Annotated in this window: 18 protein-coding genes; 9 read left to right on the plus strand and 9 right to left on the minus strand. The window is 56.9% G+C overall.

The genetic code is table 11. The features are described from left to right. Positions 1–3: 3 nt before the first annotated feature. Positions 4–1,368, minus strand: coding sequence for a class II 3-deoxy-7-phosphoheptulonate synthase (locus BLT47_RS04040; protein WP_074661927.1), 1,365 nt, complete (start codon positions 1,366–1,368; stop codon positions 4–6). A gap of 367 nt (positions 1,369–1,735) precedes the next feature. After that, complete coding sequence (locus BLT47_RS04045; protein WP_074661932.1) at positions 1,736–2,956, minus strand: pyrophosphate--fructose-6-phosphate 1-phosphotransferase; 1,221 nt, start codon at positions 2,954–2,956, stop codon at positions 1,736–1,738. Positions 2,957–3,049: 93 nt separating this feature from the next. On the opposite strand from BLT47_RS04045, the gene BLT47_RS04050 reads away from it, so the two are divergent. Both BLT47_RS04050 and BLT47_RS04055 read left to right on the plus strand, forming a co-directional pair. Further along, a complete protein-coding gene (locus BLT47_RS04050) occupies positions 3,050–3,631 on the plus strand; it encodes a hypothetical protein (protein ID WP_074661935.1) in 582 nt (193 codons plus the stop codon). Positions 3,632–3,960: 329 nt separating this feature from the next. After that, positions 3,961–5,943: a DEDD exonuclease domain-containing protein gene (locus tag BLT47_RS04055; protein ID WP_074661938.1), complete on the plus strand. Its 1,983-nt coding sequence runs from the start codon at positions 3,961–3,963 to the stop codon at positions 5,941–5,943. Positions 5,944–6,127: 184 nt separating this feature from the next. Here the strand turns inward: BLT47_RS04055 and BLT47_RS04060 are convergent, their stop codons facing one another. Together BLT47_RS04060 and BLT47_RS04065 are read right to left on the minus strand one after the other, a co-directional pair. After that, complete coding sequence (locus BLT47_RS04060) at positions 6,128–7,111, minus strand: FKBP-type peptidyl-prolyl cis-trans isomerase (RefSeq protein WP_049620121.1); 984 nt, start codon at positions 7,109–7,111, stop codon at positions 6,128–6,130. Beyond that, positions 7,104–8,459 (minus strand): dipeptidase, encoded by a 1,356-nt coding sequence (locus BLT47_RS04065; protein WP_074661941.1) that lies wholly within the window; start codon positions 8,457–8,459, stop codon positions 7,104–7,106. The genes BLT47_RS04060 and BLT47_RS04065 overlap by 8 nt, the downstream gene beginning before the upstream one ends. Positions 8,460–8,904: 445 nt before the next feature. On the opposite strand from BLT47_RS04065, the gene BLT47_RS04070 reads away from it, so the two are divergent. After that, positions 8,905–9,648, plus strand: a complete 744-nt coding sequence (locus BLT47_RS04070) for a DUF3043 domain-containing protein (protein WP_074661945.1) — start codon at positions 8,905–8,907, stop codon at positions 9,646–9,648. Between the two features lie 180 nt (positions 9,649–9,828). Here BLT47_RS04070 and BLT47_RS04075 read toward each other — a convergent pair whose 3' ends face one another. Both BLT47_RS04075 and BLT47_RS04085 read right to left on the minus strand, forming a co-directional pair. Then, positions 9,829–10,266 (minus strand): hypothetical protein, encoded by a 438-nt coding sequence (locus BLT47_RS04075; RefSeq protein ID WP_074661948.1) that lies wholly within the window; start codon positions 10,264–10,266, stop codon positions 9,829–9,831. Positions 10,267–10,623: 357 nt separating this feature from the next. After that, on the minus strand, positions 10,624–10,989 hold the full coding sequence (locus tag BLT47_RS04085) for a hypothetical protein (RefSeq protein ID WP_074661955.1): 366 nt from the start codon (positions 10,987–10,989) through the stop codon (positions 10,624–10,626). Positions 10,990–11,169: 180 nt separating this feature from the next. Between BLT47_RS04085 and lpdA the strand changes: the two genes are divergently transcribed. From lpdA to BLT47_RS04100, 3 genes are all read left to right on the plus strand, one after another. Continuing rightward, entirely contained in the window at positions 11,170–12,540 is a 1,371-nt protein-coding gene (gene lpdA, locus BLT47_RS04090) for a dihydrolipoyl dehydrogenase (protein WP_074661959.1), read from the plus strand. Between the two features lie 86 nt (positions 12,541–12,626). Continuing rightward, positions 12,627–14,336, plus strand: coding sequence for a 2-oxoglutarate dehydrogenase, E2 component, dihydrolipoamide succinyltransferase (gene sucB, locus BLT47_RS04095; RefSeq protein WP_074661964.1), 1,710 nt, complete (start codon positions 12,627–12,629; stop codon positions 14,334–14,336). Between the two features lie 306 nt (positions 14,337–14,642). Then, positions 14,643–15,215 (plus strand): hypothetical protein, encoded by a 573-nt coding sequence (locus BLT47_RS04100; protein WP_065415130.1) that lies wholly within the window; start codon positions 14,643–14,645, stop codon positions 15,213–15,215. Positions 15,216–15,376: 161 nt separating this feature from the next. Here the strand turns inward: BLT47_RS04100 and BLT47_RS04105 are convergent, their stop codons facing one another. Together BLT47_RS04105 and BLT47_RS04110 are read right to left on the minus strand one after the other, a co-directional pair. Further along, complete coding sequence (locus tag BLT47_RS04105) at positions 15,377–16,102, minus strand: hypothetical protein (RefSeq protein WP_074661968.1); 726 nt, start codon at positions 16,100–16,102, stop codon at positions 15,377–15,379. A gap of 117 nt (positions 16,103–16,219) precedes the next feature. After that, on the minus strand, positions 16,220–17,662 hold the full coding sequence (locus BLT47_RS04110) for a tryptophanase (protein WP_065415132.1): 1,443 nt from the start codon (positions 17,660–17,662) through the stop codon (positions 16,220–16,222). A 242-nt stretch (positions 17,663–17,904) separates the two neighbouring features. Between BLT47_RS04110 and BLT47_RS04115 the strand changes: the two genes are divergently transcribed. Together BLT47_RS04115 and glnA are read left to right on the plus strand one after the other, a co-directional pair. Next, positions 17,905–18,606, plus strand: coding sequence for a DUF4191 domain-containing protein (locus tag BLT47_RS04115; protein ID WP_049620130.1), 702 nt, complete (start codon positions 17,905–17,907; stop codon positions 18,604–18,606). 232 nt (positions 18,607–18,838) lie between these two features. Beyond that, entirely contained in the window at positions 18,839–20,269 is a 1,431-nt protein-coding gene (gene glnA / locus BLT47_RS04120; protein WP_074661973.1) for a type I glutamate--ammonia ligase, read from the plus strand. Positions 20,270–20,607: 338 nt separating this feature from the next. Here glnA and BLT47_RS04125 read toward each other — a convergent pair whose 3' ends face one another. Continuing rightward, positions 20,608–20,901 (minus strand): hypothetical protein, encoded by a 294-nt coding sequence (locus BLT47_RS04125; RefSeq protein ID WP_049620132.1) that lies wholly within the window; start codon positions 20,899–20,901, stop codon positions 20,608–20,610. A gap of 469 nt (positions 20,902–21,370) precedes the next feature. Here BLT47_RS04125 and BLT47_RS04130 point away from each other — a divergent pair, with 469 nt between their 5' ends. After that, complete coding sequence (locus BLT47_RS04130) at positions 21,371–21,871, plus strand: toxin-antitoxin system HicB family antitoxin (protein ID WP_176764477.1); 501 nt, start codon at positions 21,371–21,373, stop codon at positions 21,869–21,871. Positions 21,872–22,001 lie beyond the last annotated feature (130 nt).

Here is a 22,001-nt window from a genome sequence, read left to right on the forward strand (position 1 = left end):
GTTTTAGAGGCGGACGTCGCGCAACATATCAGCCACTTGGAAGGCAACTTCCAAGGACTGCTGGTGGTTGAGCCGCGGATCGACCAGGGATTCGTAGTTGTCCCCCAAGGTTTCTTCCACGATTTCTTCCGAACCGCCCAGAATTTCGGTAACGTCATCGCCCGTCATCTCCAGGTGGATACCACCCGGATGGGTGCCGAGCTTTTCGTGTACGGCGAAGAAGCCCCGAATTTCGGTCATAATATCGTCGAAACGGCGCGTCTTGATGCCATTGGAAGCCGTGATCGTATTGCCGTGCATCGGATCGGAAACCCAGGTGACCGGCCGTCCATCGGCCCGTACCGCTTCCACAACCCGCGGCATCCGCTCCACAATATTTGCGGCGCCCATCCGGGTAATAAAGGTCAACCGGCCCGGTTCCCCTTCCGGATTCAAAGCGTCGATCAGCGCAATCGCATCTTCCGGCGTCGCTTCCGGCCCCAGCTTCACCCCGATTGGGTTACGCACATGGGAAAGCAACTCCACGTGTGCTTCATCCAAACCGCGCGTACGCTCCCCAATCCACAGGAAATGCGCGGAAGTCATGTACGGCTGTTTGGTCCGCGAATCGATCCGCGTCATCGCGTGCTCAAAAGGCAAAACCAGGGCTTCGTGGGAAGAGTACAGATCGGTTTCCGTCAAATCCCGCTGCTTCATATCGACCCCAGCGGCCTCCATGAAACGCATGGCCCGATCAATTTCCTTAGCCACATTTTCGTACTTTTCGTACGCTGGGTTGGCCATAAAGCCCTTGTTCCACGAGTGCACTTCCGAAAGGTCCGCAAAACCACCCTTCGTGAAGGCCCGCATCAGGTTCAATGTGGCTACCGAATACAGGTAAGACTCGATGAGCCGCTGCGGATCATGCCGGCGCGATTCCGGCGTGAAATCGTAACCATTAATCGAATCGCCCAGGTAGGAGGGCAAAGTAACATCTCCGCGCGTTTCCATCGGATTGGAACGCGGCTTCGAATACTGCCCCGCCATTCGGCCAATCTTCACTACTGGCACCGAAGCGCCATAAGTGAGGATTGCGGACATCTGCAAAATGGTTCGCACTTTGGCGCGAATCCGCTCTGCCGTTGTTTTCTCAAAAGACTCAGCGCAATCGCCACCAAACAGCACAAAGGCCTGGCCCTTTTGGGCGCGGGCAATCTGCTCCTTCAATTCATCTGCTTCACCAGCAAAAACCAGCGGCGGTAATTTACGCAAATGCGCGATAACGCCGGCCAACTCTTCCGGATCGTCATAATCCGGCTGGTGCTTGGCAGGTTTATTCTTCCATGCGGAAAGTTCCGCGATCGCATTATTATCGGCGTCTTCGAACATATCGGGATTGTATACATATCCGCCCGTAAGCGGGTAAACATTCCAGCAAGCGGGAGTATCCTTCCCCAATTCGTGGCCATCTTCACGGTTTTATCGAGTAACTCGGTGCTTGCCGGGTATGGCGGGGCGCTTACGGTCTGCGCGGCGTCTGCTCGGCAACATCGCTGCAACCTCGCTGCACTTTCTGGCCTTCGGGCTGGCATTTTATCCGTGTTTACTTTCCTCAAAAATGGGCGACCACCGGCGGCGTCGGAAAACCATACTTCACGCAAAACTTCCCGGAAACATAAAACGCGAGCCCGGCAAGGCGCTAAAACCTTACCGGGCTCGCAGGCGTTATTTATATGTTCTGCAGAACAGAAACCGTTTACTTAGCGGGATGAGGTTCGATATCTTGTCCGATGGACCGCATGGTTTCTACGAACCAATCGGTGGTGATATCGAAAGCCTTGTGGCCTGCCACGCGGCTAAATTCGATATTGGTCAAAATGTTGCCGTTTTCTTCATCATGCCCGATAAGGCCCGGCTTGCCAGCAAGTGCGCACTCCACTGCCAGATCTACCATGCCTTTAATGAGCCGCAGGTCTTCCGGATTGGGCCGCGAAGCACGCGAATAGTAGCCCGACTTTTGCACATTGACCTTTTCCGCACCCAATTTGTCTGCAAACTGGCGGGCGAACCACTGGCCGGGATTAATCAAATCGAGCTTCACGTGGCCGAAGGGATCAACCGGAACTTCTTCGCCCGCAGCCTTCATTTCTTCCACGATTTCTTCCACGCCAGCACCTTCGGAAAGGAAAATATTTACGTTCCCGATCTCGTCCATAACGGCGCGCAGGCGCTTAGCTTCCTTCGCAATATCAATATGCATTTCCGGGAGGAACACGGCATGTACATCCCAGCGTTCCTTGGTGAGCCCGAGCGCGGGAGCATATTCTTGTTTGCCAACCCAATCGTGGTAGTACTTGGCGGCTTGAGCGGTGAGGTAACCACAATTGCGGCCCATCACTTCATGCACCATGAGCATGCGCGGGTTGGAACGGTGTTCCCCAATCACGTGGGCGGCAAACTTGGCTGATTCTTCCGCTGCCGTCCACGCGCCTAGCGATTGCTTGACCGGCACAATATCGTTATCGATCGTCTTCGGCAGGCCGACGACGGTCAACTCGTGGCCATGTTCATGCAGGTAATGCGCAAGATCTGCGGCCGTAGTGTTGGTATCGTCTCCGCCAATGGTGTGCAAGACGTCTACGCCGTCCTCGGTAAGCCGGTTTGCGGCAAATTCCAGCGGATCGGCGTCTTCGGGAACGAGCCCGCGTTCTACTAGATCCTTCTTATTGGTGAGCTTGACACGCGAATTTCCGATCGGTGAGCCGCCCCACTTGTGGAGCACGTGAGCTTGCGCGCGAGCCTGCGGAGTGACCTCGATATAGTTACCAGTGAGCAGGCCATGGTAGCCATACTGGTAAGCAATAATTTCTACATCAGGGACCAATTCGGTATACCGCTCGATGAGACCTCCCACGGCGGAGGAAAGGCAGGGAGCAAAACCCCCGGCAGTAAGTAGCGCAACTCGGCGGACAGTCATCTTTGAACCTTCCGTTTCCTGAAAATACCAATCGGGTAGCGGCCCGAGCCACTACCGTCCTTAGTTATCCTACAGGCGGCTAAGCTGATCTTCATGGACCAACGAGCCGAGGAACCGCAGGATAAAGATTTCGACGCCGCCTGGGAAGATATTTCCCGCCAACTCGAAGCAGAATTCGCTGCCGACTCCGAAACTACTACCGCGCCGCCGCAGAATTTGCCGCCGCATACACCCGCGTCCCCGGAGGATAACGCCCCGCGGCCATTAACTGGCGAGCAGCAAACCGCCACAGCACCAGGGAAGTTTACGCCCGCCTTTGCAGACGCCGTTTCACATACTGAGAATTTTGCGCCGCGCCCGGCCGGGCCGCGCGATTGGAACCCAGCCCCTGAAGATTTAGAGGACGTGCCTTTCGCAGAAGGCCACGATCCGGAAACTTTTGCGAGTTACAACCCGCCGCCTGCTCCCACGCATCCGGCCGCACCATGGCTATGGGGTGGCTCGGGCCTTGCGAGCGTTCTTGCCATATTGTGCCTGCTCGGGTACTTGCCATATGGCACGTTTGGTGCTGCAGTTTGTGCTCTGGTTGCTTTAGGCCTCGTAGGGGCGGCGGTTGTTTGCACCTCCCCTGCCCGGGAAGATACCGATCCTTTCGACGACGGCGCCCGCCTCTAGCCAGTTACTCAATTTTTACTCAGTTTTGATTCCGCCCGCCCTTAGCTATCACGGCTCAGCTCCGCGGTTCTGTCCGCTGGCAAACCGCGGAATTAGTCCGCGCACACAAATCGCGGAACTAGTACCCACCAATTCCGCGAAACCGTACACACACAAACCGCGGATTTAGTCCGCGCACCAATTCCGCGAAACCGTACACACACAACCCGCGGGATTAGCACCCGTACAAAAACCACGGAATTAGCACCCGTACACAAACCGCGGAATTGGTGCGCTGTGCGTAAGCTGATGGGGTGACGCGCGAATCTTTGTGAAAGGACTGCGAAAATATGCGAACTGGCCGGGCGTCTCGTAAGGATTATCTTGATCTTGATCCGGCTCGGATTCACCGGGAAGGGGCGGCCCCGCCCGCGCCTGAACAGCTTACTTTTACGGATTTGGGGCCAGAACTCAACGAAGTGACTTTTATCGTCGTCGATCTGGAAACCACCGGAAATAAACCGGGTTTGCACGCGATCACGGAAATCGGGGCGGTGAAAACACGCGGCGGAGAAACCGTGAGTGAGTTTTCTACTTTGGTGAACCCGGAAGTGCCCGTCCCGGCTTTTATTGCTTCCCTCACCGGGATCACTACCGCGATGACGGTAACCGCCCCAAAAATTGCCGCCGCGCTACCCGCGTTTTTGGATTTTGTGGATCCGGATTCCCGCCCGGTTTTGGTGGCTCATAATGCGCGTTTTGATATTGGGCATTTGCGCGGCGCCGCCCAAGCTTTGGGCCTGGATTTTCCCAGTTTGCCGGTGCTTGATACTTTGCCCCTGGCACGCCGCGTGTTCACGCGGGAAGAGGTGCCGAACTATAAGCTCGGTACGCTCGCCGGTTTTTGCCGTGCCACGCACAGCCCCAGCCATCGGGCTTTGGCAGATGCCCGGGCAACCGTAGACGTGCTGTACACGATTTTGGGGCGTTTGGGCCCGCGCGGGGTCACTCATATTACGGATTTGTTTGCGGCTTCCAATCCGGTGCCCGCCCACCGGCGCCGCCGCGCCTACCTTGCCGATGGGCTTCCGAAAGGGCCCGGCGTGTACCATTTTCTGGGGCCGCGCGGCGAAGTTTTGTATGTAGGCACCTCGAAAAACGTGTACAAACGCGTGCGCCAATATTTCACCGCCGCAGAAACGCGGGGCCGGATGGCCGAAATGGTGGACCTGGCCGAAAAAGTGGAAGCCTTCCCTACGTCTACTGCGGTGGAGGCCGCGGTAGTGGAATTGCGGCATATAGAAAAATATGACCCGCCCTATAATCGCCGCTCCCGCCGGCCTAATTCGCAACCGTGGCTGGTTTTGGACCGCAAACCTCGCACCGGCGAACCGCATATTCGGGTGGCGCGCGGCATCCCTAACGCAGACATCGAAAACTGTTTAGGGCCGTTCTTTTCCGGTGCGGCGGCCCGGCGCGCCAAAGAACTGATTTGTTTAGAAGCAGGCCTGCGCGAAGGGGGTTTGCAGATCCCGCGGGCCACCGATTTTTCGGATTCGCCATGTACGATTCCCGGGCACGTACCTGGCTCTGCACCCGGGCAATGTGTTTTGCCACCGCGCGGCACGGCGAATCCAGTTGAGGTTGCTTCACGGCGTGCCGCCCAGATTTTGGCTGGAGACGTAGCATCCGTATGGGAGCACCACTTGGCTTTGATCCGCAAACTCGCGGCCGCCGAAAACTTTGAGCAAGCCGCAATCGAACGCGACCGCCTCGCCGCGCTTATGGGCGCTGCCCGGCGCCGCGAAAAACTCTTACCTTTGTGGCGCAGTTCCCGGATTATTGCCGCCCGGCGCCGCGATTCGGGCTGGGATATCGCCGTTATCTGTTGGGGACGTCTCACCGCCGCAAGTTTTTGTGCCGACGCCGCACGCCCCGCCCTCCCGCTAGCCTCGCCGCAAACCGGCACGCGAACAAATGCTGCGGCAAGGCCTCCAGCAGGCACGCCAGCAGATGCCGCAGTGCGGGCGCAAACAAGTACCGCCGCACGAGCAGAACCAAGTACCGCCGCACGGGCGCAAACCCGGGTGCCGGCCGCTGATATTCCGCGACAGGCACAGTTGCTCGAACAAAACGCGGAATTAGTAGACCGCCCGGAACGGGCAGCGGGTTTAGCAAGTAGTGAGGAAACCGAGATTTTGGCGAACTGGTTGGCAGATCCGCGCACGCGTATTTTGGAACATATCGGCACCATGCCACTAGGAGTGCCCGTGCAGGGCGCGGCACGTTTCCGCCTGCCCGCAAACCTGCGCCAGCTTCCCCGCAATAAATAAACTTTGGCCGGCTTTGCTTGGCCCGTAAGTTCGGACCCAGCAAAGCCGGCCAATAATCGTTTTATTTTCCGTTCGTATTGTTTTAGCAAACGACTGGTTCTAGTAGCCGCCTGGCTTTAGTAGCCTGCCGATTTTGCTAAACGGCCGGTTTTAGCAGCCAGCCGGTTTTAGTAGACGGGTAGTCTTAGTAGACAGCCACGATGTCTGCTACCACGCCCATGGAGGCCGTGTCTGGTTTGTTCGGATCAGGCACGCCAATGTAAACGCGCGATCCGGCCGGAACTCCCTGCAAATTCTGGCCAAAGAGTACGTGATCGGAAGGGAAGACGCGCGGGCCGGAAGGCGTGCCTTGGGCCTGCGGTTTCCAGGTGGATTCAGCAACCGAAGAGTTATCCCAAGAAACTGCTTCGAACTGGACTACCACCATCGATTTTTCCTTGATCGGCTGGCCCGTGCCCCGCGCAATCACCTTCGTGGTGATTTCCTGCGGCGCTGCTTGGCCTTCCTTGACCGCCAGGTCCGTTACCGGCTGACCCAACTCTCCCTTGTACTTGACCGGCAAAGAATCCGGATCGGTTTCTACCTTGGCATCTGCCTGCCCGGCCGAATCGCCCTGCCAGGCCCCGTTAACTTCCACGTAGAAAGCGAGCGTGGCATTCGGTTCGATTCCCTGCGTACCGCTTTCGCCATATCCGAGCTCCGGCGGGATGGAAACAATGAACTTATCGCCCACGTGCGAATCTTCCAGCACCGTAGACCAGCCCTTGATTACCCCACCTACCGGGAAGGATGCAGCCGCGCCCCGTTCAAAGGAAGAATCGAAGACCTTCGCATCACCCCACTGCTGGCCCACATAGTTGACCACTACCGTAGAAGCCGCGGTAATCTTCGCACCCGTGCCTTCTTCCAGTTTTTCCACTCGCAGATCGGCGGGCTTTTCTTTCGTTGGGAACTCGAGGATGGGCTGGCCGGCGTCGTTCTTCGCCAGCTTTGGCATTCCCTCACTCGTATAGTTGATCTCTACTGGAGCTGCACTTTCGGTAGCTGAAGCGGTAGCTTCTGCAGAAGCCGAGGCCGAAGCGTTGGCATCAGAATTAGCACCACCCGAGCAACCGGCCAATGCTAACCCTACAGCGGCCAAAGAAACGGCCAGGATCGATTTACGCATGCTTTTCACCCAAATTCTTCAACAACAATGCTTCTGCCAGAATAGCGTTACGCCAGTCGCCCAGGTGTAAGGATTCGTTGTGGGCATGTGCACGAGTGTCGGGATCTTCCACCCCGGTAATCAGAATTTCTGCTTCCGGGAACACTTCATGTAGATCCGCTACGAAGGGAATCGAACCGCCGGTACCAATTCCCACCGCGTGATGGTCAAAAGCTTCCGATAGTGCATCGCGCATAATCTGCGTTGCCGCTGCCCCACTATTCACCTTGAAACCGGGGCCGGCTTCCGCCACTTCAGTAGTTACCTGCGCTCCATACGGGGCGTGTTCGTGCACGTGCTTTGCCAGAAGTTCGCCGGCTTCTTGCGGATCTTGGCCCGGTGCTACGCGCAAAGAAAGATAAGCCTTGCACACTGGAATAATCGTGTTGGAAGATTCGGCGGTAGAGGTCACGTCCATGCCGATCACCGAAATTGCCGGCTGCGTCCACATCCGCGAGTTATACGAACCGCGCCCAATAATCTGCATACCTTCCGGGATTCCCGCGTCTTGCCGCAGATCGGCCTCGGTGTACTCCACCTCGGCGTCGTCCCAGCTTTGCAAACCGGCAACCGCAACCGCTCCGTCTTCATCATGCAATGAGGCAATAATGTGGCTCATTGCCGTCACCGCATCCAAGGCCACCCCGCCAAACATGCCGGAATGAATTCCGTGGCTCAAAGTGCGCACTTCCACGCCGAGCCGTACCACCCCGCGCAAAGAAGTGGTAAGTGCTGGTTCGCCAACCTTCCAGTTACTCGAATCGGCCACCACGATCACATCGGCCGCCAAACGCTCCCGATATTCTTCCAAGAAGGCGTGGAAGGTGGGGCTCCCAATCTCCTCTTCACCTTCGATAAACAAGGTCACGTTCACGCCGAGCTCATCGCCCAGCGCGAAAAGCGCACCCATATGGACCATGACGCCCGCCTTATCATCGGCCGCGCCCCGCGCGTACAAGCGGCCATTACGTTCCGTTGGCTCAAAAGGTGGTGTTTCCCACCCCTCGGCGGTGCCTTGCGGTTGCACATCATGATGCCCATACAGCAACACCGTGGGTTTATCCTCCCCCACCTGCTTATGTGCCAATACCGCCGGCCGGCTTTGCAAACCAGAAGGCGCAGTCACCTGCACTACTTCGGCTTCCAAACCGCGCTCACGTGCCAATTGGGCTACGTATTCTGCGCTTTTGCGTACTTCCGCTTGGTCAAAAGCGTCTGCCGAGATCGAGGGGATACGGATGAGATTTTCGAGTTCTTCACGATGGTGAGCCAGTTGCTCATCCACCTTTTTCGCCAGATCTGAAGTCATAGGCTTAGCCTAGCGCGCCGCCGTGCTTGCCCGCGGTAACTTCCTATCGTGGCCCCTGTTTTTCCGTGTTTCCGTATCTGTTTTTCCTACTGTGTTTTTGACACCTACCGCGCACTGGCTTCGGTGCAGTGCGGCGAGATAGCAGTGCGGCTAGATAGCAATGCGGCGAGATAATCGTTTCACCACACAGTATTGTTTGTGGCGGAATTGTTTGTGGCGGATGTTGGTTTGTTCTCGGGGCGGTTGTGGCACGGTGTTGTTAGTGCCTACGGATGCCCCGCGGTTTCGCGGTTGCGTCCGACGCAGTTCGGGTTACGGCGTCGTGAGGATTACGACGTCGTTAGAGTGACGAAGAGACGGTCGTAGGCCGGCGTCGCGCACTTTTTTCTGGTGAACACGTAGACTTGGCGCGGCAAGATTATTGGCAAACTGAGAAAGACTGCGCATGGCACTTTTTGGGAAGAAAAAAACCGAACCGGAAGAAAAACCGGAAACTTCGGCGCCCGCACAGCGGCCGAAGGGCTATACGCCGGGTAAGGGACGGCCCACCCCGAAACGTAAGGACGTAGAACGCCGCAATCGGCGTCCAATCATTTCCGAAAAATCCACGTTGACTCGGGAAGAAAAGAAGATCCTCAAGGCGGAACAGCGTGCCCGTTCCAATGAGATTTACGAACGGCAACAAAAGGCCATGCGCGAAGGTGACGAAAAGAATATGCCGGAGCTGCATCGCGGCCCTATTCGCCGTTTTGCACGTGACTGTATCGATTCGCGGCGCCACTTTGCGACCCTTGTACTCCCCTTGCTCGCCATTATTTTCATTGGGATTTTCGTGTTGCGGGCCAACCCGGTGGTGATGCAATACTTCGTGTGGGGAACTTACGGTTTGCTGTTCGTAATGCTCTTCGATGGTTGGTTGGCCGCGTATCGCGCTCGCACCCTAGTGGCACACAAGTACGGGGCGGACAAAGTTCCAGATCGCACGATTTCCCAAATGTGGGTCCGTACTTTCTATCCGCGCCGCTGGCGCATGCCGCGCCCGCAGTGCGCAATAGGTGAATATCCCGAGGGCGGAGCTCCGGAAGATTTGCGAGCCGCTCGCCAAAAGAATCGGGAAGATCGGCGCCAGGCGCGGGCCGAAAAGCGCGAAGAAAAGCGCACACTACGCCGCGCTAAGAAAGAAAAATAAGAGAAACGCAACCCGCTTGCCGGGCTGGCCCCAGTTCTTCCTGGCCAGCCCGGCTTTTTTCGTGCCCGCCCGGCTAGCGTAAGTTAGCTGCTCCGCCAGCTAGTGTGAGGTGTCGGCCCTACTAGTGCGCGCTTTCGTTCCCATTCGGCTAACCCGAAGTCCCGCCCGGCAAGTACAAGGTTAGGCGGCTTCGCGCATTTTTTGGAGGTTTGAGGGCCGGGACCATAGCAACCAGGCCAGCGCCAAAATCGCGCCGAGCGTGGGCAGATAAAAATAGGTTTCCCCGCCTCGATACCAGGGATTGACGGGCACAAAAGCATCTGGGAACCCCACGCCGAAGAAAGGCAAAGCAATATTTACAACCCAGCACACGGTGGCGACCCAACGCATTTTCCGGCCATTGTGCAAGCAACCGATAGCCCCTCCCAGCCAGCAAAGGGCAGCCAGAATCGTGGTAAATACGTCCAGACCATTCCCGTCAATTGCCGAAGAAGTTGCGGAAACAACTCCCCTCCAACAAAAAACTACTGCCGCTATTAAGAGGGCGAGCAGGAGGAAGCGTGGCCACCCCGTCGCGCGGCGGCGATCGTCCTTAATAATTTCGCCATCTTCTGCCACTACAAACCCCTGTCCTATCGATCGGTTTTCGCACTCCGAGCAAATTAGAGCCCTACTATTATTCGTGCATCTTCATTATTTATGCATCTTTTTCTGCAAGCCCCGAGTGGCTCCGCATCTATCTTGCGTATATTACGCTGTATCTGCAAGAAACTGTGTCTCATCGGGGCCGCGTCGGGCCGTGCCCAAAGCCCCTGCCCGATAGCTGCTTGTGCCCAATGTGGGGCGGCTATGCGTACCCCGGGCAAAACCCCTGCCGGGAGCTGCTTGGATCCGCCCGATAGCTTGGCTTCGCCCGGTAGCTTGGCTCCGCCCGATAGCTTGGCTTCGCCCGATAGCTTGGATCCGCCCGGTATATTATCCAGCCCGGTGGCGCTCATTCCATTCGCGCATCGACTTCGGGTAGCCAGTTTTTTGTACTTCGTAGAACGGCAAACCCAGTTTTTCGGCAAGGCTAAGCGCTACTTTCAGGTCTCGCACTTTGCGCCGCGTCCATTCGCCGTCGCGCGCGATTAGCAACAAAGCGGGTTCTTCCCGCGGGGTGGCCGGCTCAAAATAGGCTTCCACTCCTTTCCGGGTGGAAGTGAAAGCACGCAAGTGTTCTTCCACACGCGTGTTTTCCTCTCGATTGTTCTTACCGGAAAACAGGCCGCCACCGCGACGTCCCGCACCGCCCCCAGAACGGCGATTATGCTTATTTTTCAAACGCGAGAAAAAACTCATAGGAGAAGCCTACAGATCTTGCGTGCGAGATTCTGGCTACCTCAACAACAAAGTTACGTATCCGTAGCATGTAAATGATAGAAATATCTAGCCCTTTAGTCATTCCAAAGTGGCAGAATAGAACCGTGGTGCGGACCACGTCCGCGTACTGTTCTCACTCATAACCGTAAGGAGAATTTGGTGGCAGAAGTAAAGGAATACGATGTAGTGATTCTCGGAGGCGGTAGCGCCGGATACGCTACAGCTCTCCGCTCAGCCCAGTTGGGCTTACATGTTGCGCTCGTCGAAGGAGACAAAGTAGGTGGCACCTGTCTCCATTACGGGTGCATCCCGACGAAGGCACTATTGCACGCCGCCGAAGTTGCCGACGAAACCCGCGAAGCGCAGCGCGTGGGTGTGCAAGCAAGCCTGACGGGTATCGATATGCCAGCCCTGCAGGACTACAAGAACGGCATAATTGCCGGCATGTTCAAGGGCTTGCAGGGCCTGTTGAAGGGCCGCAAGGTCGATGTGATTAACGGCTGGGGCAAGGTCACGGCCCCGCACACGGTGATGGTTGATGGTACGGAGTATCGCGGGAAGAACCTGGTTCTTGCTTCTGGTTCTTACTCGAAGACGATCGGGCAGCAAATCACCAAGCGCGTTCTCACTTCCACCGAAGCGCTGAATTTGCAGGAAACGCCGAAATCGATCATCGTGCTCGGCGGCGGGGTGATCGGCGTGGAATTCTCCTCTGCTTTCCGTTCCTACGGTGCGGACGTACAGATCATTGAAGGCCTGCCCACTTTGGTGCACGCGGAAGATCCCGAAATCGGTAAGAACCTGGAACGCCAGTTCCGCAAGCGTGGTATCAAGTTCGCCACCAACACCATGTTCGACCACCTCGAAGAAACCGACCATTCGGTGAAGGTCTTCACCCAGGATGGGAAGGAATTCGAGGCCGAATACCTGCTCATTGCCATCGGCCGTGCCCCGCGCACGGAAGGCATGGGATATGAAGAAATCGGCGTGAATATGGATCGCGGTTTCGTTTTGACCGATGAGCGCCTGCGTACCAATATCGACGGCGTCTATGCCGTTGGGGACATTGTGCCGGGTATCCAGTTGGCACACCGCGGATATTTGCAGGGCATGTTCGTGGCCGAAGAAATCGCTGGGCTCTCCCCGCGCGTTATTGACGAAACCCTGATTCCGCGGATTACCTTCTGCGAACCGGAAATCGCTTCGGTGGGGCTGAACCAAGACAAGGCGGAAGCCAAGTACGGCAAGGAAAACATTGTTACGGCTTCCTTCAACCTGGCGGGGAACGGCAAGTCGCAGATCCTGGGCGCGCAGGGCTTCGTCAAGCTGGTGCGCGTGAAGGACGGTCCGATCGTCGGTTTCCACGCGATTGGCAAGCGCATGGGCGAACAGATTGGCGAAGGTCTGACGATGGTGGGTTGGCAAGCCTATCCGGAGGATTACGATGGCCTCATTCACCCGCATCCCACGCAGAACGAAGCGATTGGGGAAGTCCTTCTCAAGCTGGCTGGCAAGCCGCTTCACAATTAGCAAGAATTACCGCAGTACCGCGTGAAAAACGTTCGTGCCGCAGATAACAAGCTTTTAGACGTAAGAAAACTGAACTGAGGGATTACATGTCTGAACCAATTAAGATGCCCGCGTTGGGAGAATCCGTTGATACCGGTACCGTCACCTCGTGGCTCAAGGAAGTGGGCGATACGGTTTCGCTCGATGAGCCTATCCTCGAGGTTTCGACGGACAAGGTTGATTCCGAAGTCCCCTCCCCCGCAGAAGGCGTACTAGAACAAATCTTGGTACAAGAAGATGAAGAAGTAGCGGTAGGTACCGTGCTCGGCTATATCGGTGATGGTTCCGGAATCGGTGGGGGCACGGCTGCGACCGCCACTCCGGCACCGGCAGCCGCCCCGGCTCCTGCAGCCCCCGCTGCTCCGGCTGCTCCGGCTGCTCCGGCCTCCTCGGCCACCCCGGCAAGTGCGGGTACCGGCGTCGCCGTGAAGATGCCCGCCCTGGGCGAATCGGTAACCGAAGGTACCGTAACCTCCTGGTTGGTTGCCGAAGGTGAGGAAGTTTCCGAGGGTGATCCGCTCCTGGAGGTTTCCACCGATAAGGTCGATTCGGAAGTTCCGGCTCCGGCCAGCGGCGTACTCCAGTCCATTGCCGTGCAAGAAGACGAAACCGTAGCGGTAGGTACCGTGCTCGCCTACATTGGCGATGGCGCGGCCGCTGCCCCGGCTCCGGCCGCCCCGGCGGCACCGGCTGCTGCTCCTGCTGCCCCGGCTGCTTCTGCCCCGGCGGCATCTGCTGCTCCGGCCGCGGCCCCGGCAGCTCCGGCCACACCTGCGGTTGCTGCCGAACCCGATGCTTACATCACGCCGATCGTGCGCAAGCTCGCCCGGGAACTGCAGGTGGATCTAACTACCGTGCAGGGCACCGGCGTGGGCGGCCGTATTCGCCGCCAGGATGTGGAAGAGGCCCACGCAGCCGCCGAAGCCGCCAAGGCCGCACAAGCTGCCCCGGCACCTGCCGCCACTGCGGCTGCTGCTCCGGCTCCGGCCGCAGCCCCGAAGGCTACGAAGGTGGTCAAGGGTGGCCCGGATGATCCGGAACTGCGCGGTACCACGCAGAAGATGTCGCGCCTGCGCCGCACGATCGCGGACCGCATGGTCGGCTCGCTGCAAACTTCTGCCCAGCTCACCACGGTTATCAAGGTGGATGTGACCAACTTGGTGAAGGTGCGCCAGGCGCAAAAGAACGCTTTCCAAGAACGCGAGGGCACCAAGCTCACCTATCTGCCCTTCTTCGTGAAGGCCGCGGTAGATACGCTCAAGACTCACCCGACCCTCAACGCCCGGATTTCCGAAGACGGCAAGACCGTCGAATACTTCGACTACGAGAACATTGGCATCGCGGTTGATACCCCGAAGGGCCTGTACGTTCCCGTAATCAAGAACGCTGGAGATCTCAATGTGGCCGGCCTGGCCCGCGCTATTAATGTGGGCGCGGCGAAGGTACGCGAAGGGAGCGCCGGCGTAGATGATCTAACCGGCGGTACCTTCACCATCACCAACACCGGCGGCAACGGCGTCATGTTCGACACCCCGGTTATTAACCAACCGGAAGTTGCGATCCTCGGAATCGGTGGGATTATGCGCGAACCGGGCATCGTCAAGGCGGCTGATGGTAGCGAACTGATCGGCATCCGTAGCTACCTCTACCCGGCGATCACCTACGATCACCGGCTCGTTGACGGCGCGGTAGCGGGCCGGTTCTTGAAGGACTTCAAGAACCTACTCGAAAACACTGATTTCAACGAATGGCTGTAAAGCTCTAACCAAACCGGGGCTGTACAACCCTAAACAAGCGGGCCGGGATGCAACCGGAAACTGGGTGGCAAACTCAAATTTCCGAGCATCCCGGCCCCGCTTTATGCTTCCGTTGGTTTCCGTGTATCGCTTGCTTTCTCAGCGGGGTTGTTTTCCAAGTACGGTTTTTTCTCAACGCCGGTTGTTTTCCGAGTGTCGCGTTATGCGCCAATTATGCACGCCGCCCAAATAGGCCATGATTCATTTCTCTACCTCTAGTTTTATGCAGGTTTTGGAAGGGCGAAAAGCCCGTTCTATACTTTTTCTATGAATAAAATTCACGCGGCGGCCGCTCTTCTTGCTGCCTTTTCTTTTGCACTCACCGCTTGTTCTGGTTCGGGTTCGACCCAAAACTCGACCGGAAATGCTTCCGCAAGTTCTGCAGCTACGCAGGCTTCCGGTTCAACGCAGGGGGCTTCCCAGACGGAACGCAAGGCCGTCACTGATCCGGAAAAGGACCAGCCGGTTTCTTGCATGACGGGCGGCACGGCAGAAAAAACCGAATTTGCAAACCTGCAGGAAGCCTGGCAGAAAGGCGCTGCGGATCGTTTTGCTTGCGCGCCGGTTTATAACGGTGTGCAGTGGAAGAGTAGCGGCCGAAACTCGCAAGAAGAAGCCGCACTCAAAGCCGCCAGCGATGCTGGTTCGGCCGCTTCCCTCGGCGATCTTTACACCACTTGCGCTTCCCCGGCCTTCGGAATCGATTCGCTTTCTGCCACACCTTCTGCTAATGCCATTGGCACTTTGCAAGGTGCGGTAACCCTGTGCCCAAATCATCCGGACGCCCAGAAAGCCAAGGATTTCATCGCGCAACACCCAGCTCAGCCGGCTAGCAAGTAAACCGGCCCAGCCGGCCGCCAAGCCAGCCCCAGTCAGCCCCAGCGCCCCGTAAAGCTAGAGGGCACTACCGGCGGCTAAACAAAAGGGCACTACCGGCGGCAAAACAAACCAGCCCCGCCAGCCGGCCACTAAACAAAATGCGTAGCTATACAACTGTCGTTTTAGTGGCGCGCGGTCTCGGGGCAGGGCAAAACTTCGGAAATCCGCCAGGGTTGGCTTTCTACCACCCAGCGTGCGCAGCGTTCCGGTCCGGCTGGCACGCGCTCACCGCTGGTAAAGACAAGTTCTTCTTGCACCGTCAGCACTTCTAGCACTTGTAGCTCAGATTCGGCGGTCCAGTGCGCGGACACCATGCGCGTGTGTATCTGGGAGACAGGATTGGCGGCCACAAAGTCCGCGAGCGCGGCATCTTCTGCGGCAGCTGGTGAGGCGGGAACCGTCAGGGCCTGCAACTGGGCCCTGTCTCCGGCCATGATTGCCGCATCGCGTTGCGCGAGCAAACCACGGGCAATGCTTTCTGCCTCCGGCTGGTTTCTACGGATACCAGCCGGAGGGTTTTCTTTTTCGGAGCGCGATGCTGTTTGGGGAGTCTGCGTTGTTCCGGGGGTGTTCGCTGCCGGGGCCGTTTGCGCTGCTGCGGGGTCTGGTTCCGTTGCTGGCTCCGCGCCGGCTTCCGACGCCGCCGCACTCGCGGGTTGCGGGGCTAGGTTTGCTGCTTCGTTCCCGGTTTTTGGTGTTTTCTTCCCGGATTTGTGCGGGGAGATCCGCAAAGTTACTTCGCCGGGTGTGTTTTCCGGCTGGCTTACGGCGCTCTCCCCCGCAGACCACAATACGAGCGAAAATCCGGCCACAATTCCGATTCCCAGAGCCACAAAACCTTCACGCATACGGCTAGCAAAGCAGACTGCAAGGCCCGGCTAGCAGTTATCCACTTTTGCCGTTGCGGACTTATCCACAGGCGGCGATTAGCCCGGGTTGTTCTGCTCGCCCCGGTATTGCGAGTATTACAGGGAATCGCCGAAATCTTCCCGGAATTTTGCGAGCAGCTGTGCCGGCCAATCCGATACGGGCCGCATCCGGCCGTAGAAGAAGCGCAAGATTTCCGGTTCTTCTTCCCACTCGAGGCCACCAATCAGCTGGCGGTTGTCGTAGAGCCAGGTCACGCGGTCAATAAGGTAGTTGACCTGCGAGAGGGTGAAGACCCGGCGTGGTAATGCCAAGCGCACTAGTTCCATATTGGCAAGTGGTTCTACTCCGGCGGCGTCGCGCTCTTCAGACATGGTGCCGCGTTCCATGCCCCGCACTCCGGAGGCAAGGTAGAGGGCGGCGTTGAGGGCACCGGCCGGGTAGTTTCGTTGGTCAATGTGGTCCACGAATTCCATGGCGTTGAGGTGGGCACCCAGGCCGCCGGCGGGTTTTACCACTGGAACACCGCGTTTATCGAGCTCATCTACGGTATAGGCGATGAACCGCGGGCCGTGGGAGATCATGTCATAATCCATGGTTTCTTCCAGCCCCACCGTGATCGCTTCCATCTCGCGTACTGACATGCCGCCATACGTTAGGAAACCTTCGAACATCGGTACTAGCCCGCGCATCTGCTTATAGGTAGCTTCATCGCGAATGAGGATGCCGCCACCGCGCCCGAAGCCGAGCTTACGGGCAGAGAAGTAGAAAATATCGCAAGCCGCCGCGATTGCCAGCGCGATCTCCCGAACAGACATGTTTGCGGCCTGTGGTTCGCGTTCCTTGATGAAGTACAGGTTGTCTTGCAGGAGTGAGGCGTCGAGTACTAACGGCACTCCAAATTCGCGGCATAGCGCGCTTACTTCGCGCAGGTTTGCCAGCGAGAACGGTTGGCCGCCGATCAGGTTTGTGCCCGCTTCCATTCTTACCGCCGGAACCGAGGCCGGAGAGGCTAGCAACTCTCGCAGTTGGGAGGTATCCATATTGCCTTTGAACGGGTGATCGACGTTTACGTCAATACCTTCCGGATATAGGTATTCCGCTACCTGGCCTCCATTGGCCACGATATGTGCCTTCGTGGTGGTGAAGTGGTAGTTCATGGGGACGATATCGCCTTCTTTTACCAGGGTGGAGAAAATGATGTTCTCGCAGGCACGGCCCTGGTGGGCGGGCAGGAAATAGTCCATCCCAAATAGTTCTTTGGCCTTGGCTTCCAACCGGTAGTACGTGGCCGAACCGGCATATGCATCGTCCGCATTGAGCATCGCGGCCTGCTGTTCTTGGCTCATCGCGTTGACGCCCGAATCGGTGAGCATATCCAAGAACACGTCTTTATTTTGAAGCAGGAAGGTGTTGAAACCGGCCTCTTGGATCGCGGTGAGGCGTTCTTCTATCGGCAGTAGGCGCAGTTTTTGGATAATTCGTACCTTGTGCATTTCCAATGGAAAATGCTGATCGCCGTAGAACTTCACGTTAGCCATAAGAAAACTCCTTGCCTAAACGTCAATCGTTTTATTATCGAGCCCACCTTAGCGAATACGCATACATATTAACGCTGGCGTCCAATTCTATTGTTTGCTCCGGCAACTTTTTTCGCGCCTGTTACACCTTTAGTTACTAAAGCACGTGAACATGCTGCTCCGATACTTCGACTAAGGTGGCAAGCGGAGAAGCTGGAGATACACTAGAATTTTGCCGACATATCGAAGACGGAAGGGGCCTCATGGCAAGGAAGACATCAAAGGATAAACCGCAAAAGCGCAGGTTCTTTAGCACGTTGCGCGATGCCTACAAGGTAGCGCGCCGTACCTACAAATATTTGGGGTGGGTGCTGGCAGCAAGCGCGATTGTGGGCCTGGCCATCGGTATTGTTCTCGCTTTCGTCACCAAGTCGTGGATCGCTTGGATCTTGATCGGCATTATGTTGGCTTTGCTTTTGCCAATGCTGATCTTGACGCGGGCCGTGCGCAATGCCAGCTACCAGCAGATCGAAGGAATGCCGGGGGCTTCTTCCGCGGTGATTGATTCCTTGCGGGGCCGCTGGGTCAAAACTGAAGAGCCCGTGCGGGTGAATGCCCGCACCCAAGATTTCGTCTTCCGGTTGGTGGGCCGGCCGGGCGTGGTGCTCGTAGCGGAAGGTCCGATTAATCGGGCCCGGCGTCTGGTGGAAAATGAGCGGCGGGCCTTGCGCCGCGTGGCACCAAATGCGCCGGTAGAAGTGATTTATGTGGGCAATGGTGAAGGCCAAGTGCCACTACCGAAGCTAGAAAGAAAGATCCGCCGCCTCAAGAAGAAGATTTCGAATGAGGAAGTTTCGGCGCTCGCGCAGCGTCTTGAAGCCCTCAAGCATGATCCGCTAGGCATTCCGAAGGGTATTGACCCGTTCAACCAGCGTATTTCGCGGCGTGCTTTGCGCGGTAACTAGGCCCTGCCGGTAGCCGCGGTAGCTTTCGTTCCTAGCGTTCCAAAGCCCCGAACATCGCTGTTACTGTTTGCCCGGTTTGCGAATCTCAACTCGCGGACCGGTCAAATTGTTCTTTATCGCACATGTGCGTTAGCACAGTTTTTGGTTTGAACGCCGCTGGGGGTTTATACGATACCTACGTTGAATGCGTACGCGGCCAGAAAAGAACCGCGCCAGGAGTGAAGGAGGACACGTGTTCGCTAGTATTGCGGAAGCAAGTGACTACATTCAGAACAAAGAAAATGGAGTGAAATTCCTCGACGTCCGGTTCTGTGACCTTCCCGGTGTGATGCAGCACTTCACGATCCCCGCCCACCAGGCTACGGCCAAGAACCTCACCGAAGGTCTCATGTTCGATGGTTCTTCGATCCGCGGCTTCACGCGCATTCACGAATCAGATATGAAGCTGGTACCCGATCCGGCCACGGCCTATATTGACCCGTTCCGCCCGGACCGTACCCTGGTGATGAATTTCGACGTCGTCGACCCTTTTACCGGGGAAAACTTTGAACGTGACCCCCGCTCTGTTGCCGCGCGCGCCGAAGCCTATTTGCTTTCCACCGGAATTGCCGATACCGCCTATTTCGCCGCCGAAGCCGAGTTCTACATGTTCGATTCGGTACGTTACGAAAACACGGTGAATAAGGCCTATTTTGAGGTCGACGGCGAAGAAGGTTTCTGGACTTCTGGGCGCGATACCGAGGGTGGCAATCAGGGCTACCATATTCCACTCAAGGGTGGCTACTTCCCCGTCGCGCCGCAAGATCAACACGAATCCGTGCGGGATCAGATGTGTAAGTATTTGGAGCAAGTGGGCTTGGAAGTGGAACGCGCCCACCACGAAGTTGGCACCGGCGGGCAACACGAAATCAACTACCGGTTCAATAGTTTGCGGGCCGCGGCCGATGACCTCATGAAATTCAAGTACGTGATTCGGCGTACCGCCCAGCAAGCCGGAAAAACCGTGACTTTCATGCCCAAGCCGCTGTACGGCGATAACGGTTCGGGAATGCATTGCCACATGTCTTTATGGCAGGATGGCGAACCGCTTTTCTACGATGAACGCGGCTATGGCGGGCTTTCTGATCTAGCTCGTTGGTATATTGGCGGCTTGTTGGCGCACGGCAAATCCTTGGCGGCAATCACGAACCCTTCCGTCAATTCTTATCATCGGCTCGTGCCGGGCTTCGAAGCACCGATCAACCTGGTGTATTCGGCACGCAACCGCTCCGCATGTATTCGTATCCCCGTTACCGGTAGCTCGCCGGCGGCAAAGCGCGTGGAATTCCGCGTACCCGATCCGATGGCTAACCCGTATTTGGCTTTCTCGGCGCAGCTCATGGCAGGGCTGGATGGAATCCGTAACCGGATCGAACCACCCGAACCGATTGACAAAGACATTTACGAATTGCCGCCGGAAGAATATAAGGACATTGAGCAGATTCCGGCGTCTTTGGACCGCGCGCTCTTCGAACTCGAACGCGACCATGAATACTTGCTCGAAGGCGGCGTATTCACCGAGAACCTCGTGCGCACGTGGATCGATCTAAAAATGGAAAACGAAGTGACACCACTGCGGTCCCGGCCCCACCCTTACGAATACGAGCTGTATTACACCATGTAAGAAGCTAGCTAGTGCCGGCCTGCCGGTTTCTTCGAAAGCGAGACGTTTCCTCCGAAAGCGAGGCGTTTGAGACGTTCGGAAAGCTACGGTCGGTGAACGGCCAGCTAAAGGCAGGTTGCGGAAATTATGCAAATGCTCTGAGCTCCGGGAGTTTATCTCCGCTGGCGCTCAGAGCATTTGTTTTGCCTTGCTGCTATGCACGTAGGCATAACTTTCTATTTTTCCACTTCTCGTGTCGATATTTCTCCTCCCTCCTCCTCAGGTACTGCAACTTTTACGGCCACTACGTGGGTGCACTCACTATCCGCGTTCCATCCACGTCGCTTCTAGGCTGATTCTTAGTGGATGAAAACGAGCCATATGGCAAGCAAGAGTATAATCGCCGAACCTGCCGAAAAAACGAGAGCCGTACGCTTCCGCCGGGTTACCTCCGCGGTATCTGCAGCGGCCATCTGCTGCTGGAATTTCGGCATACCCCACACAATATAAGCGTTGAAAACTACCGATACGAGGAATATCGGCCAGGTGGATTCTGCAGCTTCCATAAGACCCATTCCTTTGATCGCGGTCAACGCCCAGAGCACTACCAATGTGACAATGGACAGCAGGGAGAATGTCCCGAACCGTTTCATTTCGTATCCCCTCCTTATTGATATTTATTTCAGCACACGCTATTCCACGGGACGAGAGCTGCCATTATGGTGCGCATGCCGGTCGAACTTGCGCCGCATCTTTTAGTTACATCTCGAACGGCTATCTGAGATGCAATCATCTCAAGACCGAAATGATTGACCGTTAAACTTTATGCCGCTTTTCAGAAGTGTTGCGCGCCAGGCAAGCTCGGTGGTGATGCATGGAAGGCCGCTCAGCCCGCTCTGGAGCAGGCCCCCGGCCAACTACCGCAAAACATCGACTACTGCAAAGCATCAACTACGGCAAAGCATCGATAATCCCTGCGGGCAACTCGAAGCCCGTCACGGTTTCGGGCGTCGCCCGGCTCGAGGTGCGCGAGTCAAAGCATGTACCGCACACCCAAAATTACCCAGGGCTTGACACCGACACCGGTAACGGTGTCATAATGGTGTCATGCAAGTGCAGAATATGGCATCACAGATTGAGGAGTCTTTGCGCAGCGTTTCCAAATTAGCTGATGCCCAAACCCAAGAAACCGCGGAGAAACTGATTTCCGCCGTCGCCCCCGCCGTCGAACTAGCACAAATGAAAACCATGGCGGATATCGTGGCGACAATAAACGAACAGGTTCCCGATCTGGAACTACAGGTAGCGGTGAGTGCGGCCGGCCCTTACGTAACCGCCAAGGTGCGGGAAGGAAACGGCACCACTCATCTGCCAGAAACCGCCGGTAGTGATGCCAGCACCGCTCCGGCAACTCCCCCAGAGACAAAAGAAACTGAAAATGTTACGGACCAGGCGCGCCTCACGCTCCGCCTCCCGGGGGACCTTAAAGCCCATATCGAGGAAGAAGCGCGGCAGGTCGGGATGTCCCTCAACGCTTATATCGTGAACGTTTTGCAAAGCGCGCGTTACCGGCAAACCGAGCACACGCAGTCCCGCACGCACCTGAGCGGGCTGTTCTACTAAAACGCACGCAGCAGCTAAAGCAGACCCACGTGCCAGTAAATTGCCGGTCCTTTTCCCCTCATATGCCTACCAATTGCCCGGCAGATATCGGCCAATTGACGGGCAGATGCCGGGCGAATACCCGGCATGG

This window comes from Actinobaculum suis, from assembly GCF_900102025.1.
GTDB lineage: Bacteria > Actinomycetota > Actinomycetes > Actinomycetales > Actinomycetaceae > Actinobaculum > Actinobaculum suis.